General features: G+C 48.1%; 14 protein-coding genes. 3 read left to right on the top strand and 11 right to left on the bottom strand.

All coding sequences use genetic code 11. The features are described 5' to 3' along the window. Nucleotides 1–15: 15 nt before the first annotated feature. Nucleotides 16–3,186 (bottom strand): PVC-type heme-binding CxxCH protein, encoded by a 3,171-nt coding sequence (locus DXT99_RS19295; protein WP_115567223.1) that lies wholly within the window; start codon nt 3,184–3,186, stop codon nt 16–18. 384 nt (nt 3,187–3,570) lie between these two features. Here DXT99_RS19295 and DXT99_RS19290 point away from each other — a divergent pair, with 384 nt between their 5' ends. Beyond that, complete coding sequence (locus DXT99_RS19290; RefSeq protein ID WP_115567222.1) at nt 3,571–4,011, top strand: hypothetical protein; 441 nt, start codon at nt 3,571–3,573, stop codon at nt 4,009–4,011. An 88-nt stretch (nt 4,012–4,099) separates the two neighbouring features. Here DXT99_RS19290 and DXT99_RS19285 read toward each other — a convergent pair whose 3' ends face one another. The 7 genes from DXT99_RS19285 to DXT99_RS19250 all read right to left on the bottom strand — a co-directional run bounded on the left by DXT99_RS19285 (nt 4,100) and on the right by DXT99_RS19250 (nt 12,662). After that, nucleotides 4,100–5,161: an alpha/beta hydrolase family protein gene (locus DXT99_RS19285; protein ID WP_317048154.1), complete on the bottom strand. Its 1,062-nt coding sequence runs from the start codon at nt 5,159–5,161 to the stop codon at nt 4,100–4,102. 321 nt (nt 5,162–5,482) lie between these two features. Then, entirely contained in the window at nt 5,483–6,682 is a 1,200-nt protein-coding gene (locus DXT99_RS19280; RefSeq protein ID WP_115567259.1) for a Gfo/Idh/MocA family protein, read from the bottom strand. Between the two features lie 19 nt (nt 6,683–6,701). Next, the gene (locus DXT99_RS19275; protein ID WP_115567221.1) at nt 6,702–7,763 is read right to left on the bottom strand and encodes a sugar phosphate isomerase/epimerase family protein; all 1,062 of its coding nucleotides are present in this window, start codon (nt 7,761–7,763) and stop codon (nt 6,702–6,704) included. Nucleotides 7,764–7,956: 193 nt separating this feature from the next. Beyond that, nucleotides 7,957–9,180: a class I mannose-6-phosphate isomerase gene (locus tag DXT99_RS19265; RefSeq protein ID WP_115567219.1), complete on the bottom strand. Its 1,224-nt coding sequence runs from the start codon at nt 9,178–9,180 to the stop codon at nt 7,957–7,959. 14 nt (nt 9,181–9,194) lie between these two features. Further along, nucleotides 9,195–10,259 (bottom strand): aldose 1-epimerase family protein, encoded by a 1,065-nt coding sequence (locus DXT99_RS19260; protein ID WP_115567218.1) that lies wholly within the window; start codon nt 10,257–10,259, stop codon nt 9,195–9,197. 116 nt (nt 10,260–10,375) lie between these two features. Next, on the bottom strand, nt 10,376–11,149 hold the full coding sequence (locus tag DXT99_RS19255) for a 3-keto-disaccharide hydrolase (protein ID WP_115567217.1): 774 nt from the start codon (nt 11,147–11,149) through the stop codon (nt 10,376–10,378). A 502-nt stretch (nt 11,150–11,651) separates the two neighbouring features. Continuing rightward, a complete protein-coding gene (locus DXT99_RS19250) occupies nt 11,652–12,662 on the bottom strand; it encodes a GntR family transcriptional regulator (RefSeq protein WP_115567216.1) in 1,011 nt (336 codons plus the stop codon). Nucleotides 12,663–13,204: 542 nt separating this feature from the next. Between DXT99_RS19250 and DXT99_RS19245 the strand changes: the two genes are divergently transcribed. Beyond that, nucleotides 13,205–15,091 (top strand): 3-keto-disaccharide hydrolase, encoded by a 1,887-nt coding sequence (locus DXT99_RS19245; RefSeq protein WP_115567215.1) that lies wholly within the window; start codon nt 13,205–13,207, stop codon nt 15,089–15,091. A 30-nt stretch (nt 15,092–15,121) separates the two neighbouring features. Beyond that, on the top strand, nt 15,122–17,206 hold the full coding sequence (locus DXT99_RS19240) for a plastocyanin/azurin family copper-binding protein (protein ID WP_246000859.1): 2,085 nt from the start codon (nt 15,122–15,124) through the stop codon (nt 17,204–17,206). Between the two features lie 286 nt (nt 17,207–17,492). On the opposite strand, the gene DXT99_RS19235 is transcribed toward DXT99_RS19240, so the two are convergent. From DXT99_RS19235 to DXT99_RS19225, 3 genes are all read right to left on the bottom strand, one after another. After that, on the bottom strand, nt 17,493–18,755 hold the full coding sequence (locus DXT99_RS19235; protein WP_220273409.1) for a DUF2264 domain-containing protein: 1,263 nt from the start codon (nt 18,753–18,755) through the stop codon (nt 17,493–17,495). Between the two features lie 123 nt (nt 18,756–18,878). Further along, nucleotides 18,879–20,501 carry a RagB/SusD family nutrient uptake outer membrane protein gene (locus tag DXT99_RS19230; RefSeq protein ID WP_115567214.1) on the bottom strand — a complete coding sequence of 541 codons (1,623 nt, stop codon included), beginning with the start codon at nt 20,499–20,501 and terminating at the stop codon, nt 18,879–18,881. 24 nt (nt 20,502–20,525) lie between these two features. After that, the gene (locus tag DXT99_RS19225; protein ID WP_115567213.1) at nt 20,526–23,483 is read right to left on the bottom strand and encodes a SusC/RagA family TonB-linked outer membrane protein; all 2,958 of its coding nucleotides are present in this window, start codon (nt 23,481–23,483) and stop codon (nt 20,526–20,528) included. Nucleotides 23,484–23,574: the final 91 nt, after the last annotated feature.

The raw sequence follows: 23,574 nt of genomic DNA, 5'->3' as shown, positions 1-23,574 counted from the left end.
TTTTGGCAGGAATGGCTATTGCACTTCTACCTCCAGCGGATGCTGTTTGAGCAGCTCATCAGGTGAGTAGAAACCTGTCTTGCCTTTCGTGGCCTCCCGTACTTCTTTCACTCTCTCCGGGGAGATAGCAGATGCTTTATTCCCGAACGAGTTTCGCACATAGGTTAACACGGCCGCTACTTCCTCGTCCTGAAGCATCCCGCCGAAAGGCGTCATCGGTACTTGACCCGGATACTCTTTGCCAAGCACGGTAATGGGCCCCTGAAGCCCTTTCAATACAAGTTTGATTAAGCGTTCGTCGTTGCCATTTACCCAATTTGTTTTGGCAAGAGGAGGAAAGCCAGCCGCGGTAAGCCCTGCGCCATCAGGCTGATGGCAGGTACCGCAGAAACCTTCCCGGGCATAGATCGCTTTTCCTTTGATGTAAAGCGCCTGTTCAGTTCCTTTCAGATCTGTTTTAACAATCGCCTCTTTTTCATCTTCCACAGCACGGTCATTGAGGTGAGCCAGCGCTGTTTCGTGGGCATGCACCATCCACTCATCGAGTGGCTTCTTACCGGCTTCTACTACAATAGGTAACCCCTTTTCCTTGTCCAGCCAGGAAGCTGCCACGATTGCTTCCAGGCGAACCCGGCCATGCTCATCCCTTGCTGCCTGCATCAGCAATTCCGGCTGATCAGTGACCTGATGCCCCGTATAACGCAGCACACGTACGGCCGCAGCCCGGGCCCGGTAATCCTTTGCATTCAGCAATTGGCGAAGCAGCGGTTCATTTACCTGGTTAAGTCCCCAACTTACCCATAATGCCTCCAGTAAGTGGTGTTCGTACTGTGGATCGTTTTTATCAAGCTTAGCAACCCAAGTGTTCATCTGAGAGAGTACTTCAGAAGCTTTACGCCCGCGTAATTCGCGGCGGGTGCGGTAGCGGGTCCTGTATTCAGGAAGCTTCAGGTTATCCAGGAGTTGACTGATGCTTGCCCCTGCCACCTTCGCTGGCTGAACCAGTGGCCGCGACGGGTACGTGATGCGGTAAATCCGGCCGTGCACGTGGTCGCGGAGTGGATCACGGGCATTGTGCTGCATGTGACCAATCAGCACATTGTGCCAATCCACAAGATAAAGAGAGCCGTCCGGCGCAAACTCCATATCCACCGGGCGAAAGTTCCTGTCGTCCCCCCACACAAGGTCCTGGCGGTGCTTACTCTTAAAGCCAGTTCCATCGTCTACCAGCGTGTGTTGTTTCATGCCCAAAAAGCCGATGGTGTTGTTGATAAGGAAATCTCCCTGCGCATCGTCGGGGAAGTGGCGGCTGGAAACAAACTCCAGACCGGAGGTAGGACGCACTCTGTGCTTCTCCTCAACTAACTGCGCTGATTTATGGGTAGCAACACCATATCTTGGTTTAACTGACCCAGGCATCATCCAGCGCACATCCGGGCTGGAGGTCTCTGCAAAGATATTCTGCCCCCAGTCGTCAAAGGCTATGCCCCACGGATTGGGGATGGAGAGTTGAGCAGTTCGTTCAAGCTGACGCCGCTGTGGGTTATAGCGGTAAAAACCTCCGTTTGTGGCACGAACCGGTCCGTAAGAAGTCTCCACATTGGTGTGGAGGAAAACTCCCTCGCCCATATAAATGGCACCTGAGGGATCTGCAGTATAGGCACTGTGTGCATGGTGCGTGTCGTGATCATCAAATCCACTCAATAGGATTTCCTTTTTATCTGCCTTGTCGTCGCCGTTCGTATCTGTATAGAGCATCAGGTTAGTGCCTTGCGATATATAAACGCCTTCCGGTGCCAGCTCAAAACCAACAGGAATGTGCAAACCATCCGCAAAAGTTGTTTGCTTGTCTGCCTTTCCGTCACCGTCCGTATCTTCCAGTATAATAAGCTTATCGTTTGGTCGCGCATCACCCGGCTTATAGTGGGGGTAACTTGGCATAGTCGCCACCCAGAGGCGGCCTTTACTATCGAAGGACAACTGAACGGGATTGGCTAAATCGGTAAATTCTTTTTCAGAAGCGAAGAGTTCAATTTTATAACCTGGTGCAACATGCAGTTTATTCAGCGCATCCTGACCATAAAGGTATTCTGTACTTCCGTTTTGTTCCGGGTCGTAGTTGGTCTTTACCGGTGGCAGCTTACTTGTTTTCTGATCTGCTGCGGCTACATCCATTTTTTCTCCTTTCACCGCCCGCCAGATAGCCTGATCTCTAATCGCCGTCATTTCACGTATCTTAGCAATCTCCGCTGGATAGTTGTCTGGCCCAAAGGGGTTGTAGCGACGACCGTATACATGCACGCCATTCGGAATTTTGAAGTCATTGTGCCACATCCAGTTTTTCTCCAGCACGGCGGCCCGGACTAAGTCCCGATGCTTTTCTGCCTTAGTAGCGGCCCTGCCAAAAGTTCTGTCCGCGAGTAGCTTTGCAAACTTTGCATAACCGGCATCAGTAAGCTGAGAACCATCTATTGTCAGCGCTTCAGCACTGGCGTCATACCATTCTTTTGTAGCCGTGTAAGCATCAATAAAGTGTACCTTGTTTTTGGTGGCCACTTCTTCCATGGCCTTTGCATAGAGCGCCAGGTTCACATTTTCCTGCTTGCCATCTGGCAGGTCATACTGCTTTAAGAGATCCTCAAAGGCAATGGGAGACACAATCGCGAGCTGCGTGGAAGAGTCTCCGTTGTAGTTTTGGCTTAACGTATGTTTGATGAAGGCGTCGAGTTCCGCTTTGTAATTCTCCAGCCCTTGTTCTCCCTGAAAAGATTCGCTATACCCAAAGAAAGCAATAATGATATCTGCCCCGAGTCGTGTGAGCCACTCATCCTCCGTTTCGAAGTGCCCTTCACTTCCTGAATTCTTCGCGAGTTCAGTCTGGAATTTCTCGGCACCCGGGAATGCCCACGGCGAAACCCGGCTGGCATGGGGCCTGAATCCGGGGGTGTTTCCACCGTCACTCATGTTCCGGATGTAGAGTAAGCTGTCTGGATACCGGAGGTGCATTTCAGTTTCGAAATGACCGTAGTTCATCATCCTGGAGCCCAGGTTATTGCCGATCAGGACAATGTGATCCCCTTTTTGAATCTTCAGTGCAGTCGAGTTGAGTTGGGTAAACTGAAATGTTAATACCGCAATTACTATCACACCTAAGGTCTTAAGCATTACTTTGATATTCCCTTTCATATCTCCTGCTATGGAATGTTCCTTAGTTCAAGATAAATTAATATGTTTAGCTTAGCAAACTATCCTGAACTGTCCTGATTAAATAAAAGCTTGATATTCAGCATAGTTTTAAAAAAAAGCTTAGTTTTTACCAAGGCTCTTCCCATACCGCTTCTTTAAACTGCACTTTCCACGTCCCAACTCATTCAGGAAGTTCAGCTCTTCAATTGAGATTTTGCTTAAGCTTCGTGAGCAGCATCCGTGTATTGTTCTGTTGACTGTCCGGAGGTGCCTTTAAGCATTAAGCACAGAAGTTCTTGAAGGCGTTCTTCAACTCGGAAGGGATAACGGTTTTTTAATTTTCCTCCTATCGCTTATATTACCTGTGAAACGAATCGCTTTAAAATGAGAACGTCTTATATTTTTGTTGCGTTGGTGGCTCTTTCGGGTCTGGTGATATGGGGCTTTTTGCAATATGGTTCCAGAGGTGAAGCCGATGAACAAAAAGAAATAACAACAAGCGTAGCTAGTGCAGTACAGGTTAATTATGAAAACGACAGCACTTCGGATAAGCTGCTCGTCTACAATTTGGCTACCGATTTTGCAATAGCGTCTCTTCAGGAACCTTCCACAGCTGAATTCCCGAATACAAAAGAAAGACTAAAACATGTAAAGCACTTAGGTGGAAAGAGGTACCGGATAGATTCCTGGGTCGATAGCCAGGACACCTACGGCGCTATGAGAAGAAGAGATTTCAGCTGTACTATTAAGGTGGGTGGTTCCAGAGTGACAAAAGAAGGATGCATTATAGAGGAACATGGGTATATACCCAACAATAAATTATAAGCCCAGTGTGGGAAAAGATGAATTCTTTAGATAAACTTTCAGTGCCTGTTTTGTAGTAGAGTTTTCAGTCCTTTTTTAGAGAAGGACACTATTGCTTTTCTTTTTCAACGCCTGTTGTTAGCAACTCGCCTACAGCTTTATCTCCTTCGACGGCATACGCAGGTCTGGGGTGCTGCCTATCAAAAACACGAAGTGCGGCGGAGTTCTCCACTGTCACAAAACTTTCATCAACCTCGCCTCTTTCATTTGTAACATTTTCCAGTGACAGCCCGAGGTGCTTCGCCAGGAACCTGTAGGCTCCTTTTCTTTTATTGATGCCATAGTCGTGGCCTTCGTCCGGAAAATGCAGGTTTTCTACCTGGTCTTCTCTGCCATAGTAACTATAGATGTTGCGGATATAGGGAAATTCTACCTCTGGCGTATTCTTCGTCCAGTCCTTTCCGTCTGAAATCAACAGCATGGGGCGCGGAGCAGCTAAAGCGGCAATTTCTACGTTGCTGGTCTGATGGTCTTTACTTTTATGGACAGGCATACCGCTTTCGCAGGAGCAACCGCCAAAGAAGTAGGAAGAAACCATCACAACAGGCACTGAAACAGCAATTCTCTCATCTAAAGCTGTCAATAGAAAAGCCTGTGTTCCACCTCCTGATTCCCCTGTTACTGCTATTCTTCTCGCATCAACCTCCGGAAATGACAGCAGGAAGTCGACAGCGCGCATGCTGTTATGTGCTTGAAGCGCTAAAGCCTTAGGATGTTTATGGGAACATTGATCTGCATCTGCGTAGCCAATCATATCATAAGTAAACACGATGGCTCCCATGCGTGCAAGCGTGGCGCAACGCTTCTGCATGTATTCCTGATATCGGGCATCTTCACCATGCCCGTGTGTGGCCAGTATGGCTGCATGAGAAGACTGTTGCTTCGCAGGGCGGTACAAATTACCCGTTACAAAAAAGCCGGGCAGACTCTCAAAAGCCACGTTTTCTACAGTATACCCATCATATGTTCTTTTGCTGTGTATGATAGGTTTTAAAGGAGTGTTTTTAGGGATCTGTGACAGGCCTATTCCTTCCCTGATACCGCTGCGAATGCGTTCAGCTCTTTTCTCCCAACTCTGCTTATCATGGTAAGTAGCGGCAAAACTTTCCAAGGCAGCTTTTCCTTCTGCTTCTGTGTAATAAGCGCCCTGGCAAAGCATTGTGGAATTGACAGCCTGTGCGGCTAAGTTAAAGCTGCACAAGCAAAGCCCTACGCTGCTTAGGAACATCAAGAAAGACTTTACATTTATCATTATAGAAATTTATCTGGTTCTCAAAAGAACAAGTTTGGATTATCAAAACGACACCATAGCCAAGCAAGAAACATGCTTCAGGACTTTAAAATATCATAAAAGAGAAGCTGCTGAAACACGATCAACCTTTATTGGATAGTTCATACTTCAACAGCTTCATGGTAGGGACGACAAGTCAGATTAGGCTTCTCCTAACACTGGCTCTTGTCCTGCTTTTTGCTTTTTATTCCACTCCACATCCGTGTTTTTCCAACTTCTATCAGCTGCCGAGTCTAGAACTGCCTGGCACACCTTCTGTGTTTCAAGCGCCTCTCTGAAGTTCGGTGAGCACGGCTCTCCTGTCTCCAGGCTCTTCAGGAAGTCGGCTACATGGTGAAGAAAAGTGTGCTCGTACCCAATGCTTGTGCCGGGTATCCACCACCTGTCCATGTAAGGCTGATCGCTGTCTGAAACATGAATGGAGCGCCAACCGCGGACAATGGAGTCATCCGCATGATCAAAGTATTCGAGGCGGTTCATGTCGTGCAGGTCCCACCGGATGGAAGCATGTTCGCCGTTAATTTCAAACGTATATAACGCCTTATGACCACGGGCATAACGCGTAGCCTCAAAGAGACCTAAGGCTCCGTTATCGAAATGGCAATGGAAAATGCAGGCATCGTCGATGCCCACCTTCTGCACCTTGCCCGTTTCCTGATGCACACGTTCTTTGATAAAGGTCTCGGTAAGGGCAGATACATCCTTAATGCCACCATTCAGCCACATGGCAGTATCAATGCAGTGGGCAAGGAGGTCACCTGTCACACCAGATCCGGCGGCGGCGGCATCTAAACGCCATGTCGCCGTGCCCCCTTGTGGCACATCGGCATTAATTGTCCAGTCTTGCAGAAAATTAGCGCGGTAGTGAAAGATGCGTCCGAGCTTGCCCGAATCTATTATCTGTTTCGCTAACGTTACAGCCGGAACACGGCGGTAGTTATACCAAACCGTGTTGGCAACTCCTGCCTTTTCAATGGCCTCCACCATCTGCTGTGCTTCGGGCAAGGTTCGGGCAAGGGGCTTTTCACAGAGAATCATTTTACCGGCCTCAGCAGCTGCAATGGCTATCTCAGCGTGCATATCGTTCGGTGTGCAAATATCTACGGCATTAATATCATCGCGGGCAATAATGACCTTCCAATCCGTCTCGTAAGACTCGTAGCCCCATTGTTCGGCAAATGCACGTACTTTCTCTTCGCTGCGCGAGCAAGCAGCCTTCAACACCGGCCGATACTCCAGTTCAGGAAAGAAGTCATTTGCGCGCTTATACCCGTTGGTATGGATGCGCCCCATCAGGCCACACCCAATCAATCCGATTCTCAGTTCTTTATTATTTCCCATGTTTTTCGCTTTTTGAAGATTATCGAACAGTTTCAACTACTGGCTTTTTCTCGGGCTCGTACCAGCCATGCAACTGGCGAACCTTTATCATAGTAGCGAGGATGTCGTTCCAGGTCTGCTGCTGCTGCATCACATCGTTGGAGAACATGCATCCGTCCCAGCAAATGTGCTTGAACGCTTTCGTTAGCTCACCCTTTTTATCGCGGAGCCAGTGACCTGCGTCTTTCGCAATGTCCAGCTTCCCGTTCGGATCAAGCGCCTGGCAGTGCCGTCCTGTTTTATCATGTGAGCCTGTTCCGTGCACAGTGCCATCGTTCTGGGCAACGTGGAAATCTATTGTCCAGGGGCGGAGTGCATTGGTCAGCGTTCGGAGTCCCTCTGTTAAAGCTTCCCGGTCACTCCATTCGAAGTTCTTCGGCAAAATACGGTCCTCTGGCCTGTTATAGCCCAGCAGGTACAACAAGGTATGAGACATATCGGCCTGGAAGCCGATGTTTGGTCTGTCAACGGCTTCTAAGGTATCAATCATGGTTTTCCAGCTATGCATGCCACCCCAGCAGATTTCACCCTCTGCCGCAAGCTTCTCACCATAGTCGGCAGCTACATCGCAGGCTTCGCGGAAAGTCTGGGCAATCAGCTTTGTGTTATTAACAGGGTCAACGGCCCAATTCTCAGGCGTACTGGCAGAGTCAATGCGAATAACCCCATGCGGACGGACACCCATTTCGCGGAGCTTACTCCCGAAAATGCAGGACTTCCGAACCTGTTCGATGAACTGAGCCCGCTCTTCTTTGCTGCCCATGGCAGGGCCACCCCAGATGGGCGCTACCAGCGTGCCAATATTCAGGTTAAAGGAAGACACCTTGTCTGCCAGCCTCTTTATTTCATCCATGTTATTGATATCAACATGGGGCTCTAAAAGTCCAACGTCAACACCATCGAACTTCACCCCGTCTACCTCAGCAGCAGCAGTCATCTCGAGCATGGAATCAAAAGAGATGGGTGGCTCTGAGTCAGGACCTTTTCCTACGATACCAGGCCAGGTTGCATTGTGTAGTTTTGGATAGTTATTCTCGTTCATAAGCCAATAAATTTTATCAGGATTAAAAAACAATTTAAAGCGCAAAGCAGGGACTTAAACAAAACGGCTCTTGCTGTGGTCATTTGATCAGCGGTGAATACAGCAGTCATTTGCGTAAGCCTATTATACAGCACCATAAGCTGACTGCTCTTTTGATGAAGAAGAGCAGTCAGCTTCATTTTTGGGTTATCAGCTACAGCACCAGGTCAGGATTGCCCGGGCCAAAGTGCTTCAGCATCACAATCGGATCAGTCGTGGACGCGTTTACAATTTTAACACCCTCTCTGGCAGCTTTCTCACTCACAAAGAACTCGTCGTTGGTTAACTGCCCGTAACGAATCAGCGCAGGAGTCTCTATGTCCCAAACCCCCATTTTACCATGCCCCTGCATCATGATTAAGCCATAAGCAGCGCTATCTTTTATCTTTACCGTTGCTCCCGGGGAAATAGTGAGCTCTTTGGCACTAAAAGCATCTGATTTATAGCACACCCAGGTCTCCATGTACCCTTCGGCTTCCATTTCTTCTACAGGTCTTACAGGCTTGGGAGCCATAAAACGATTTTCCATCATATAGGGATCCACGTTCAATTCCCAGTCGAGCACCTCCAGCAGCTGGTCAAAGTCTCCTACTCTATCCTCTGGAGTACCATTCCATAATAATTCCTCTGGTATGATGGCTTCATTTACTAAGGATTGGTACATCGCAAAAACATCAGAAGCTTTCTGCGGCTCGTACGTACACATACTTCCCGGGGCGTGAAGCAGCCCTGGCGGAACATCCCAGCCTGTGCCCGGCTCCAGTCGGAAAGCCTGCGAGTAGTTTGTTATTTTGTTGTCGCCTTTAGAGAAGTTTTCCAGGCACTCGCGGATTTTACCTTTTGTTGTGCCCGGCGAGATACCGAAAAAGGTATAGGGGAAATCACCTCCATGGTTATTCAGCTGTGGGGGGAAGTAGTAAGCTTCGGGTTTACCCATCTGCCCAATTAACTTGGCATGTTCGTCGTTATGATGCACGTGGTGCGGCAGGGGACCCATATTATCGAAGAACTTGGAGTACATCGGCCAGCTGCCATGCTCGTTCCATAAGCGGTCGCCAATCAGTTCGCCCTTGAGTTCATCAACGGCATCCTTTAAAAGTATTTCCTCTTCGTTGGCGCCATCATTAAAAACGATGGCGCTTAAGCCTTCATTTTCTCCGGTTAACGGACCGTTTTTCGCTGGCGTGGTGGATGAAAGCCAACGTTCATCAATACCGCCGCGCTCCCCTCCCAATACATAGTAATCGTCAGGGTGCAGCTTTATTCTTCGCCCCGGCACACAAAATGAACGTGGCACCCAGGTGGGGGCCAAACGAAGAATACCTTTTCCTTGCTCTAATGCCTTTGCAGCTAAACTTACTTTTTCTACTGTTTCCATTTTTTCTATTACAGTTAGCTTAAGTTATGTTTCAAAAAATCGTTAATGCTTTTTTCATTGTTGAACACTTCAATTTCCAGGTCGTATGTCCTGCTCTCTCCCGGTGACAGGTGTATGAGTTCGTTTTGCTCCCTTGCCTTTGCCTGTCCTATGGGCGGGTTGGTGCCAGGTTCAAGGCCTGTCACGTATTCGCCCCTCCCCCAATGCTGCCAGTTTGTTAGCCAGGGCAACTGCTTTTTCTGAAACCGCAGCGCAAGGGCAACACCGATTTGAGCGTTGTACAGCCCGCACACGCAAACTCCCGCATTATCAGGTGTCACATCAATGAAAGCCGCTTCCTCGCCTCCTCCAGTGTGTTCTTCTAAAGGAGCAGAGCACTTACGGAAGTTGTTTCCCTCCTGGAAGATTTTGTTGTTTGGCTCACCCTCCCGTGATTCCCATGCTCCCTGCCAGATAATATCCGTGCCTTCGTCTACTAATGGCCAACCAAAGTTGAAGTGATACAGCAGCATATGCGGAGCCGGCGTATTGCCCCGGTTCAGCACTTCATCATGAATCCGGATGGATGCTTCTCCAACCCTTCCTGATATTGTTCGTCTCAACTCGAGGTTCGGCCCAAACAACTGGGTCTGTTTGATTCTGCCTGTGATGCTCATCTCCATTTTACCGGCGATGGGATCAGGTTGAATAATCGATTCGATTTCAGCAGGCGTGTTGCTGATTTGCCCGTGCAGGCCGCGCTCACCATAAGCGTCTGCCTCCGGACCACCCACATGCGTTAAGCCACACGTAATCAATAAGCCTCCCCCAAACGTTCTTATCCAGTCTATTCCCTTATCAGAAAATGGTTCGGGAGGCGTAATACCCAAGTGGCTCAGCCAGGCAAGGCTATGCTGGTTGTAGAAAGCTTCCGCAATATCCATGGCCCGGTCTATTACGACCTTATAGCGAAGCCCCGTTCCGGTATTAATCCAGGCAACACGGGTTCCGCGCCCAGGGCCATTGTCCATTACAGAAGTCTCTATGCCTCCCAGTTGTGCAGGGTTGCAAATCTTGTTTTTCCAGGTTGAGTCAGCCAATTCTTGAATGGTTAATGACGGTGAAGTATAACTTGACAGGTTAATAATTGACACGATTCCTGCTGTTGTCTTGCTCTTATATCAAGTTCCGGCTATAACCTGATTATCTTCGAAAGCTACAGTTGCTTCATGCGCAGGTTCCTGTATTCGACCTTCATTGGTGGACCAACGTGCACCTGTATCCCCAGCACTCCTGCAAGTTTCCGGTTCACAGTGTCATTGTCTGTGACATCGCTCATTAGGATGCCGTTAACATAGTGCTGCAACCTGTTGCCATTTACAATTAAATGGACATCGTTCCAGTCTTCACTTTTGATAAGCGCCTGTAATGAATCTGAGGCACCTAGCGACTCCGTCACAGTAGTCGCAGTCCAGGCGTTGTTTTTAACGTTGTCTCTTACTGCCTTTGCTTCTCCCGCTGGCGAATTCACCAGCACTTTTTGCCCGCGATAGGCCAACGTTGTTCTTCCGCGTTCTTCATAGTTCTGGCCGGTATAGCGGTTCCTGCCATCTATGTCAGCCTGATATCCCCGAAGTGCGTAAGGAATACCATCTACCTCTTCACTTCTGTAATTAATGCCGCTGTTACCGCTTTCGGTAAGACGAAACTCCCCTTTTAGCTCAAAATCTTTCGCCTGTCCTCCTCGCCAAATAATGAATGTATTATTCTTCAGTAGTTTATCTGGAGTAACCTCTCCTACTAAGCTGCCGTTTTCTGCTCTCCAATAGGCAGGATCGCCCTCCCAACCCGTAAGTGTTTTGCCATCAAATATTTCCACAAAGCCATCTTCATCTTTAAGACTTCCCTGAGCCAGCACCCACACAATGGTGAAAAGGACAAAGGAGGGCAGTAGCGCCCACATCTTCTTATTAAATAAGAGTTTATTCATATTAATTATTTTTATTTGAGAACTGAGTTAGTCATGACAAACTAAATAGCTTGCGACACTTAACCTCTCTTGATACTTGCTTATCAGTTAAATCTACTGTAATCCCGGCAGCTAACTGTCATGATCTGTGCTGACCGTATGCAGTTCTTTTAAGGTACTAAAGCAATCTGCCGTTCCACTGAGGTATTAGTTATTAACTAATGTATTTATAACTTAAGGAATATTAAATAAGCAAAACCTTATATTACTTTTTGAAGATGCTTTCTCAACTCATAACAGGGCAGTCACTAATCTTCCTGAGAGGCTGCGATGAACAGATGTCCTCGCGAATGTGAAGCGCATAGGATCAACTCTAGAAGGTAAGGAAGACGGAGGGTGTACAAAAACGATGTATCATAAACAAAGTATGACATAGTAATACCCAGCTTAAATTGATTGGAGTTGATTCAGTCTAACAATAAGCTCTTCTACTGAAACAAGAGCTACGGTTATCCTGCAGGTTCTATAATGAAGTGCGCCGAATCATGTAAAAAGAGTTCTTCACCTTTATTTGCTTCCTGTTTAACAGCAAGTTAGCAGCCGTCTGCCCCATAGCCTCAAAATCAGTGGTTATAATCGTAACAGACAGCACCTCCTTTAAAGCAGTATCATTGAATGAAATAATGCCTACCTCCTTACCCGGAGTAAAATTCAACTGTTTGAGCTTTTTAAATAAATCCCCGAGATCCGATTCCTCTATGGTTATATAAACTGTACCTGTATGCGGCACTTCTTCAGCAAGGTTATTGAGGATAGAAAAATTCTTATTATAACATAGACAGAAGTAACGAAATCCATTCAGGATCTCGATTGGATACTGCCCGTCAACCGGAAATATCAGTGTTAACTTTTGATATTTATTCAATAAATCTAAAGCTGACTGAAGGGCATTGAAAATATCCTTCTCAAAATCCTGGTATACCGCCAGATACTTGGAATTTAAAGAAGGAAGATCTTTGTCCAGTAGAACTAGTTCCTCACCTGGAATACTTCTAAGTATTCGCTTGTATTCGTTCTGATCGGCATCATAAGAGAAGTGAGGCATAATAACATAGTAATTATACTTGCCCAAATTCTTTTCAATGATATCCTTAAATACCTGAACATCATAATGGTGAATATGCAGATCCAGCGTGGCTTTGTCACCAAGTGTTTTCAAAAAGGAATAGTAGATAATTTTTTTGTAAGAACTTAGCTTGTTAAATACCAACAGTATTTTTAGCCTTTTGGCACCAGTGCCAGCTATGAAGTTACCCTTCCCCTGTATCGAGGTTATAATTCCCTGCCCCTTTAACTCCCGATATGCCCGCTCTACAGTATCACGTCCTATCCAAAGTTCTGCACTTAAATCATTGATAGAAGGTAATCTCTGGTCTTTTTTCAGAACACCTTTTTCTACATCATCGATAATAGCCTGAAGGATCTGCTTGTATTTCGGAATTTTACAAGTACTGCTTATTTTAGGATAGTACATAAATATTCAGGGGCTTGTAAGTGTACATAAAAAGGTTGCTTTATCAGGCTCTGTAGGCTCTTTCAGCTATTAAAACATAGGGCAGCAACCATGACTCTAAATCCATCATTATTAAAATATTTGGGTTGATATCACGTTACCCATAGGATTAAGATTATCAAAAAGCATTGAGTTATCATTTTGCCTTCATCGCCATAGCTCACATCAGTCTAATACATTTTCCGCTCTATCTTGCTCAATATATCTATCTAAATATAAGACCTCTATCTATAAATAAAAATGTTCAACATAAAAAAGTGACTAATTACTCAAGTTACTACAATTAGGTGTGTAAAGCATATTCACTATTGACTGTAGTAGTGAGCAGATAGTTTAATGTCTCCAGGATAGTTGTTCATAATCTTTGAAAAATTAATGCGTTACGCATCAACATGCATCTTCGCCTCTTCCCTCACTAATTACCTGGCTGTTGATGCGGCTATTAATTGCTTTAGTTAATCACTTTCTTTAATTATGTGTTTGAAAAACGCTTCTATTAGATTATGAGATACCAACCTTTTTCGATTCTCTTCTTTCTGATGCTTACCAGCTTTGCCAGCATGGCACAGACAAGAGAATTACCTAACACAACTGTTTCGCTGCAGAACATGGAAGACTTCAGGCCTGCAGCAGCCAACTGGCAACTGGCAGGGGATATATATTATGACCTCCGGAAGGCGGGCAGGGGAAAAATACAGCAAGGCACCGGCGTGCTGGTAAACGACCCGTCAGCCCGGAACATGGACAACCTTTTCACTAATATGGAGCATGGCGACATAGAGTTGGAGCTTGACTTTATGATGGACAAAGGGTCGAACGCGGGTGTCTACCTGCAGGGGCGCTACGAAGTGCAGCTGTTTGATAGCTGGGGTGTACAAAACCCGACAGCCGCTGATTGCGGAGCCATCTATGAGCGCTGGGACGAAACCCGCCTAGGCGACAGGAAAGGCTATGAAGGTCACCCTCCTGCCGTAAATGTCAGCAAGGCGCCCGGCCTGTGGCAACATTACAAAATTGTTTTCAGGGCACCCCGCTTTAATGCGCAGGGGCAGAAAACAGAGAATGCCGTGTTTGTACAGGTAATTCATAACGGAGTAACCATTCATGAGAACGTGGAAGTGACAGGTCCAACGCGTGCCGCTGCTTTCCAGGATGAGCAGCCGCTGGGCCCTCTCATGATACAGGGCGACCACGGCCGCGTGGCTATCCGTAACATCAGCTACAAATCATTCGGCACAGAGCCTGTCACCCTGACGGGCCTGACGCTGAAGGCATTTGAGGGGGATGTGGATGATGTGGCTGCCTTCGATACGCAGACGCCTGTAAAAGAAACGGACATCCGGGCACTGGCCCACCAGGGCTCCGGCACCCGGGACAAGTTCGGCGGGAAAATAAACGGAATCATCCAGATACCGCGCACTGGTGAATACCTCTTCACCCTGAAGTTAGACTGGATACCGGAAGACAATAATTATCCTGAAAGACCGAATGGTGCCGGAGAGCTGGCTATTGGCGGGGAAAGAGTAATAGCGATTGACGGAGAACACGGAACTGCCACCGCCATGGTGCAACTGGAAGCAGGCGAGCACCCGGTAGAGCTTTCTTACCTGAAGAAATTCGGATACTGGTATGCCCAGAGCAACGACTTCACACTTTCTGTGGAAGGCTCAGGCGTGCCTTATACAACACTGAATACTCCGTTACGCGCCGCAGATCCGGTGGGTGCCATTATGGTGCTTGCCGAAGAAGAGCCGGTGATGCTGAGAAGCTTTATCGAGCATAAAGGAATTAAAAGAACACACACCATCTCAGTAGGAGAACCCGGAAATGCAAATTATACCATAGACTTAGGTACCGGTGATTTCCTGCAGTTCTGGCGCGGCAATTTTCTGGAAACCACCCTGATGTGGCACGAGCGGGGCGAGCCCCAGTTGGGCGTACCGATGGGAAGCGTGGTGGAGCTTGCCGGCAACCCCACGCTTGCTTTTCTGTCAGATGCAAATACGGCATGGCCTGACTCTAATACTGCTTATAACTATGTCGGTTATGAAGTGGATAAGAACGGTCGGCCATCCTTTAAATACGCTTTGGGCGGAGCCAGTGTAAGAGAGGCTTTTGAAGTAATTGAGGGAGGGCGGAAACTGGCCCATTCTCTGGCAGTAGTACCCGGCCAGGAGCAGGAGGAACTGTGGTGCAGGGTGGCAGAAGGAAGCGAAATTACAAAACTGCCTAACGGGCTTTACGCTATCAATGACAAGGAATACCTGATAGAATTGCCGCGCAGGGCAAGGCCTGTTATCCGGAACACAGCAGAGAACAGGAAAGAGTTACTGCTACCTGTAAAAGCTAGAAGAGGCATCGCAACGGCACAGTATAACATTGTTTGGTAGGCTAAGAGCAACAGAAGGAAAGACATCATCATGAGAATTAAATCATATATAACACACCTTACAAAGGCTACGCTTGTTGCAACCTGCCTGCTTACCCTGGGCGGGCAAACAGGCATGGCACAGGAAAATGCCGAAGAAGGAAGCACACAGGCGGCATCTGACGATGCTATTCCGGAAGTGGAAGACGATTTTTATAAATTGATTTCGCTGCCGATACCGGAAGGGGTGATACTGGAAGTCGGGGGCCTGGCCACATTACCGGATGGCAGCATCGCAGCCTGCACCCGGCGAGGAGAAGTATGGATTATCTCTAATCCGAATGTTTCAGGAAATATCAAGCCTACTTACAGGCGTTTTGCTTACGGGCTGCATGAGCCGTTGGGGCTGGCCTACAAAGACGGCGACATCTACGTAACGCAGCGCAGCGAAATTACCCGCCTCCGCGACATGAATGGCGACGGAGAGGCTGACGCCTACGACAAAGTATTCTCCTGGCCGCTGTCGGGCAACTACCACGAATATTCCTATGGCCCCCTGTTTATGCCAAACGGAAACATGCTGGTAACCCTGAACCTGGGCTGGAGCAATAGCCTCGGGCATGGTGTCAGCCTGGCCCCGTGGCGCGGCTGGATGCTGGAAATTACCCCCGACGGGCAAATGACGCCTGTTGCTGCCGGACTGCGTTCGCCTTCCGGGTTTGGGTTTAATGAAGCCGGGGATGTTTTCTACACTGAGAACCAGGGTGACTGGGTTGGTTCCGGCCGTATCTCGCACATCGAAAAAGGTGACTTTCTGGGCAATGCGGAAAGCCTTCGCTGGACGGACCTGCCAGACTCACCTCTCAACATCAAACCACAGGACATACCAGATACCGGAGAGCCTCTCTATGATGTGGCGAAACGTGTGGAGGCTCTGAAGCCACCTGCTGTCTGGTTACCGCACGGCATCCTGGGCATTTCTACCTCCGGCATCCTGAACGACAATACCAACGGAAAATTCGGCCCTTTCAGTAACCAGTTCTTTGTTGGAGACCAGGGGCAGAGCAAGATTATGCGGGTGGCACTGGAAAAGGTAAAGGGGCAGTACCAGGGTGTTGTGTTTCCTTTCAGGGAAGGCTTCTCCTCGGGTATACTCCGTTTGATATGGGGCAGCGACGGCGCCATGTTCAGCGGCATGACCAGCCGCGGCTGGTCCTCTACCGGTAAAGAACTGTTCGGCCTGCAGCGCCTTGTCTGGACCGGCAGAACACCTTTCGAGATGAAGACCGTGCGTGCTATGCCGGATGGTTTTGAGATAGAGTTTACACTTCCTGTTAACAGAACAGTAGCAGCAGATCCTTCTGTTTATCAGATTACAGGTTTCAACTATAAGTACCAGGCCGAATACGGCAGCCCAGTTATCAACAATAAAAAATGCACTGTGCGTGGCGTGGTAGTATCGGAAGATGGATTAAAGGCCCGCCTGGTGGTAGATGGCTTGCGCGAAGGCTATATCCACGAGATTACCGCAGAAGGTGTGCGTGGAGCAGACGGCAAACCCTTGCTGCACCACGTAGGCTACTATACGCTCAACCAGTTTCCGGATGGAGAAAAGCTTGCTATTGCAGCGCCTGACCACAGTAATCATGCTGCTATGGCCTCCTCTGCCAAACCAGCGGCCACAAAATCCGCTGCAGCCGCAAAACCTGCTGCCGGCACAATGGCCAAGCGCGTTACCAAAAGGCCTGCTTCCTGGACGAAAGAGTCTGATATTACCATCAACGTGGGCACCAAACCCGGGCTTAAATTTGACCCTTCGCAGATACGGGTAAAAGCGGGCAGCAAGGTAAAAGTGGTTTTCCATAACAACGACGACATGCTGCACAATTTTGTATTGGTGTTGCCAGGCACTGCCATAGAGGTAGGTGAAATGGCGATGAAACTGGGGCTGGAAGGACAGGAAAAAAACTACATTCCGCAGACAGATAAGTTGTTGTACCATACAAAGTTGCTGCAGCCTGGCGAAACAGATGCCATTTATTTTGAAGCACCGGATGAGCCCGGCGACTATACCTTTGTCTGCACCGTGCCCGGGCACTTTTATGTGATGCAAGGCACGTTTAAGGTAGTACAGTAGCTTAATGAAGATTGAAAGGACGCGCCAGTTCAGAATCAGAATGAAAAAGCTATAGCTTAGCTTCACTTTTACCCCATAAAAAAGCCCATACTGAGATGTTTCAGTATGGGCTTTTTTATGGGCCTACACAGGCTTGATACAATTATAAACTAATACTGCGCACGAAGCTGTTCTATAGAACCCACCCCTGCCCCTCCCAAGAGGGCCCCAACCCCCAGGAGGGGATTCTGCAGTCAGGTAAAGCGCAATGCACATGAACCAGCTGATATTGATATAAATGCAGCCTCTAATGCAATGCATGGTCTGCAGGAAAATCCTGACCTGTCCAGGCCTTCACGGCTGTCCATGGAGCTGCCGGCGCTGACCAGAAGGGGTCTGTTTCTGGCAAGCCGAGTGGCAGAAAAATAGCAGAGCAGAGGTACAGGCTTCCGGTGGTGATATAAAAGTCTGCCGCATCAGGTTGGTAGCCATACAAGCCGATATTAAGCCAGCCATCCTTTGTAAAGGCAGAAGGCGCATCCAGTGTTTTCCTGTTAACTGCAGTTAAAGCACTCCTTACCTGTCCGGGGTTAAGAGACTCCGGCAATTGCTTCCGCATCGACATGTCTGCCAGATGATGAAACGCCCCGCCACGGTAGGCAATGGATCGGCCGATTACAGGGAAAGAGCCATCTGTGTTGATATATCGTTCCTGTATCTCAGCGTATCGCTTGCTGATCTTGTCAAATGTCGGGGTGTACCGGGCATACCTGTTGTTCTGTTTTCCCGCTACTTCCAGTATCGTAGCCAGATAGGGCTGAATGACATAGCTGTTATAGTAATCCAGCGCAAAATCATTTCCATCCGAATACATGCCATCGCCCACGTACCAGTGCTCTGAAAATTCCCTGATTCCGAATTCAACCCGTACGACATCATACTCTATACCGTAGTTTGCGAAGAAGGCCTCTATCATGCCTGAAAACAGGATCCAGTTGCTGTACACCGGAACAGTGTTTCGTGTCGCTTTGAAAGCTGTAATCACCTGATCCTGCACTTTGCTATCCAGGTTTTCCCACAACCAGGGGCACTTTATCAGGCCCAGGGCCAGGAAAGAAGCATCCACCAGGGGCTGTCCCCCGTTCCACTCCATGTAATCTTTCGCAGCGGGGTTCACCGCATTGGCCACTGCTTTCAAAGCCCATTGCCGGTACTGGTTCCGCAAGGCCACCTCTTCTTTCGAGCCGCCTTCGAGGTTCAGCCATGGTCCAATGCCACTCATGACCCTACCAAAAGCCTCCAGGTAAGCCACCTTCTCCCGCGACGCCTTGTTGTCAATTTTCTCAGACAGGGCCACGGGCATTTTCTCTTTCAGCTGGTCCGCAGCCAGGTTAGCCATAACCGGCCTGGCCACTTTGTCCATGTACTGCAGCCATACGACCCTGTCGTTGGCAGAAGCTGTTTTCTTCTTCTGTGCAAGAGCAGTGTTTGCAACATTGCTTAACAGGCACAGCAGTATCATTAAAAGTGCAGGAAGTGTTTTTGCTTTTTTTTCAGAGAACATCGTCATAGGGTAAAGTATCAATTGGCATCTAATTTATAAAAGTAAAAGCAAGGCCTCCAATATATCTCAGAGGCCTTGCTTTCAAAAATATCAGACTAGAATTCTCATCTGTGCTGAAACATGCGGTGCTTAGTAACCTGGATTTTGATCCAGCACAGCATCCTTGTTCAGGTCAATTTCATTCTGCGGAATAGGCATCAGCAAGTGCATTTCTGACAGCCCGGTGATTTGCCTGTTTTCTGGCAAGCCAGGGATGCTGGTGTTCAACCTGTTTGCTCTCTCCACTAAGGTACCCGTGCGCATCAGCGTGAAGCGGCGGTTTTCCTCCCCTATCAGCTCTCTTGCTCTCTCATCCAGTATGAAATCCAGATTAATATCCGCGGCAGAAACAAGCGGCGCATCAGCCCTTTCCCTCAGCATGTTGATAGACTCAGCAGCTTCAGCCAGCTTACCTTGCATGAACTGCGCCTCTGCACGGAGCAGGTACGTTTCGCCCAGGCGCATCAGGATAAAGTCTTTCCACATGCCAAACCCGAATACATCCTGCGGATCAAAATGGCCCCATTTGGTAGTATAAGGATTTATGATGAAAAGGGTATCCGCTGTTTCATAAGGTACTTTTGTTTTATAGATATCGCTATATTTAGGATCTGGATCATTGTACCAGTAATCTCTGCGGATATTATGCTGCGAGTTGCGCATGTCTCCTTCATCATACAGATTGTAGAGCACCCAGTTGTTCAACCTTAACCTGGCAATTCCTCTTCCACCGAGCGAATCAGCCGGAATCAGACCTGGCCTGCTGTGGTAAGAAGCCTGCCAATTGCGGCGCTGCTGCGGGGCCCCTGTCATACCGCCTGGTACGTCTCTTGGGTTTTCAGCCTCCATCACCCAGATGGCCTCCGTGTTCCCCTGCCTTCTGCGCTGGTTACCAAATTTAAACATATCTGAGAAGGGGTCACCTGGTTGATTTGCCATTACACCGTAACGTTCTGTTACCAAACTGAACGCGCCGCTGTTAATGACAATGTTTGCCTGCTCTTCGGCTTGGGCAGGCTCTCCAATTCTAAGGTAGACCTCTGCCAGTAGCTGGTTTGCCATATACTTGTTGGCCCTGGCCTGCCTGGCTGCCGGAATATCATTTATATCCGGCAAATTCTCTGCTGCAAATTGCAGATCCGTCAAAATCTGGTTGTTCACATCCTCCAGCGGGGCACGCACAAAGTCTGTTTTAGGAGCAGTTAGTGGCTCTGTCACCAGCGGCACGCCACCAAAAGCAGTAGCTAAGGTGTTGTAGGCAAGTCCTCTGAAGAAACGCGCTTCTGCATTAATTCTGTCTTTTTCAGTATCTGGTACACCTGTAAGATCAGGGCTCTCAACGTTCTGGATTATAACGTTTGCGTTGTTGATCATGGTATAGCTCCAGTTCCAGGTAATATCAGCGGCGCCATCCAAGGGTGTCAACGTGTTATAGTCGTAGTATGGGACTTCAACGCCCTGCGGTTGGATTGGCCACGCCACATCAGTTCCTACCTGCCAGACTGACGGCCACCCCTGCTGCCCGCTTACGGAGTAAAACGTACTGTTGTGGTTATAAAGGCCTATCAGAGATGCTTCTAAACCTGGTAAGTCCCGTAACGTTGTTGGCGAATAGGAACTTAGTACTTCTTCATCCAGGAAAGAATCATCGCATGCTGTGATGGCCGGCAAACCAACACAGGCGCAAACAAATATCTTTATGTATTTTCTCATTTTTATCGAAAAGTTAATGTTTTACTAAAGTGTCAGGTTAAGTCCGAAAGAAACGGTCCTGACAACAGGATAATTATTTGCCCAGTTTCCTGAACCTCTGGAAGACTGGTTGCTTTCCGGATCCCATCCTACCCAGTCCGTGAAAGTGAGTAGGTTTCTGCCGGCGGTGTATACTGTAAGGCCACTGATGCCATACTTATCTAGGAAATCCTGCGGCACGGTATAGCTAAAGCGCACGTCTTTGATTCTTACATAGCTGTTATCCCTGGCGAAATTATAGCCATGCGGGTTTCTGTAACTCAGTGACGGAAACTCGGTGCTCCTGTTTTCAGGGGTCCAGTAGCCAACCGCAGCCGGAATGTTTCTTCTGCCGGCTTCATCACCGTAGTAGATGTCCGGGTTGCCTTTCATCGATCCCTGTGAAGTCTGCACGAAAACGCTCAGGTGGAAGTTACTGTAATGGAACGTGTTGGTGAGACCTCCATACCACTTCGGTAGCGTAGACCCCAGATACACCCTGTCGTCACCGGTAATTCTGCCGTCGCCGTCAATATCTTCAAATCTCAGGTCACCTGGTACAGCATTGAAAGATTCCGGAATGTCATCTCCTTCCTGCCATACACCTAACCAGTTATAAGAAAACACGGCTCCCAATGATCTGCCTATAAACCACTGGTTGTTAATATCATCTTCTCCATCGCCGTACAAGTCAACAATTTCGTTTATGTTGCGTGTAAAGTTCAAGTCAGTTTCCCATCTGAATTTACCAGCCTCTACGTTCACGGTGCTTACAGCAAACTCAATTCCTCTGTTCCTTACTTCACCCAGGTTGTAGAAGACACTGGAGTAGCCCGTAACGTTTGGAATGTTCCTGCTAAGCAGCAGATCATTTGTTCTTGAATTGTATACCTCCACAGTACCTCTGATTCTGTTCCCCAGAAATCCATAATCCAGACCTAAGTTTGCCGAAGTAGTCGTCTCCCAGTTCAAATCAGCATTTCCGAGCCTTCCGGCCAGCACACCAATGGTGCTTGCTCCACCAAACGGAAAGCGAACCGGGTTGTACAGCGTAGCTGTCTGGTTCACGCCAATGGCCTGGTTACCTGACTGACCGTAAGAAAATCTTAGTTTAAGTTCGTTTACAGCTTCGGTACCCTGCATAAAGCTCTCGTTGGCAATATTCCAGCCTAAGGCCATAGACGGGAAAAGCCCGTACTTATCTGTGTTTGCTCCAAAAGCTGAGTACCCGTCTCTCCGGGCAGTTAATGTTAACAAGTAACGGCTGTCATAGGAGTAGTTCACTCTTCCCATCTGAGAGAGCAGCGATGTCCTGTCGCCATAAGAAGAAGAGGTTCTGTTTTCAGCTGCCCCAAGGTTATAGAAGGATAACTGATCATTGACGAAGGTATTAGCATCAGCACCAGACTGGAAATAATCTGTTTCCTGCGCACTGTAAAGCCCGGTAATGTCTATATGATGCCTGCCAAAGTCTTTCGTGTAAGTCAGTATATTCTCAAGCACCCAATTGTTGGTCTCATTGTTATTGGCATAAGCACCACCTACCCTGTTGTTGGCTGCTCGCCCTGTGTAGCCGGACTGTCTGCCGATTTCATAGGTGTAGGAAGCATTCAGACGGTACTTCAGGCCTTCTGCGAAACCAGGCGTTAGTTCTGTATAAGCCGTACCTGTTATGAATTTGCGTCTGTCCACTCTATCGGTTGTCAGGCCTAGCAGCGGATTCTCAAACAGTAACTCCGGATTCATCGGAAAGATCTCATAGTTGCCTGCCTCGTCATATACTTGTCCATAAGGGCTCATAGCAGTAGCAAACAGCAAATTAGCCCGGCCACCGTCAGAGTTATGATCTGCAAAGTATAACGAAGTACCCGCTTTCAGGTAGTTTGTAAGCGTAGCATCCAGATTAGAACGAATGCTTGCCCGCTGGAACTCATATCCTTTCACAACACCATCCTGGTTCAGGTAACCACCTGTAAGGTAATACTGTACCTTGTCGGTACCACCAGATATACTCAGGTTGTGCTCTGTAATCTTGCCTGTTTGTGAAGCCGCATCCAGCCAGTCGGTCGTAAGGCCGGCGTTATAGTTATCTACTTCGTAAGTATTCGGCAATATCTGTGTTTGCGCAAGTCCCTGCGCTATCATATAATCTTCGTATTTCTGCACATAGGCCTCCGGAGACATTGGCTCTAACTTATTAGCCAAACCTTCTACTCCGTAGTAACCATTGTAGCTGATTCTGGGCTGCCCGGTCTTACCTCTTTTCGTCGTAATCAGAATCACACCGTTGGAACCTCTTGTTCCATAAATAGCTACCGCAGAGGCATCCTTCAGGATTTCAATAGACTCAATATCATTCGGATTTACGTCATTGATTTGACCAAAGAAGGGAGCGCCATCCAATACGATAAAAGGAGAGGTGTTGGCACTGATGGAGTTTACACCCCGTATGCTTATACCTCCGGAGCTACCTGGCACGGAAGAACCCTGTGTGATATTGAGTCCTGCTGTTGTGCCCTGTATGGCCTGCGTTATGTCCGTAACAGGCAGGTTTGAAAGCCTGTCCTTTGGAACAGATGCTACAGAGCCGGTAATATCAGAGCGCTTCTGCGTACCGTAACCCACCACCACCACTTCTTCCAGGGCCTGGGCATCGGCACCCAGTTGCACATCAATTGTTGTTCTGTTATTAATCGGCTCTTCCTTTGGTTCGAAACCAATGTAGGAGAAAACCAGTGTGCCTTCGCCTGTAGGCACATCAATGGAGTATCTGCCTTCTGCATTAGTAGGAGCAGCTGTGGAGGTACCTTTTAGCAAGACAGTAACACCTGGTAAGGCCGCCCCGCTATCATCCGTCACCCTGCCTTGTACCGTGATACCCTGAGCCAATGCCCCGGCCATTGATAACAGGAAAAGAGGGAGAATCAGGATGAATCTTATCTCTTTAAGTAAGTAATGTTGCATACATCATTATTTTTAATTTGGAAATTATTGGTTTATAAAGTTCATCAGGTAAAATTCAGGTTATTGCTTTCTCCCTCCTTACATGCTGTGT

It is taken from the genome of Pontibacter diazotrophicus (assembly GCF_003367245.1).
Classification (GTDB): domain Bacteria; phylum Bacteroidota; class Bacteroidia; order Cytophagales; family Hymenobacteraceae; genus Pontibacter; species Pontibacter diazotrophicus.
Note: the sequence above shows the minus strand (reverse complement) of the source record. Positions and strands in the feature narration are given on the sequence as shown.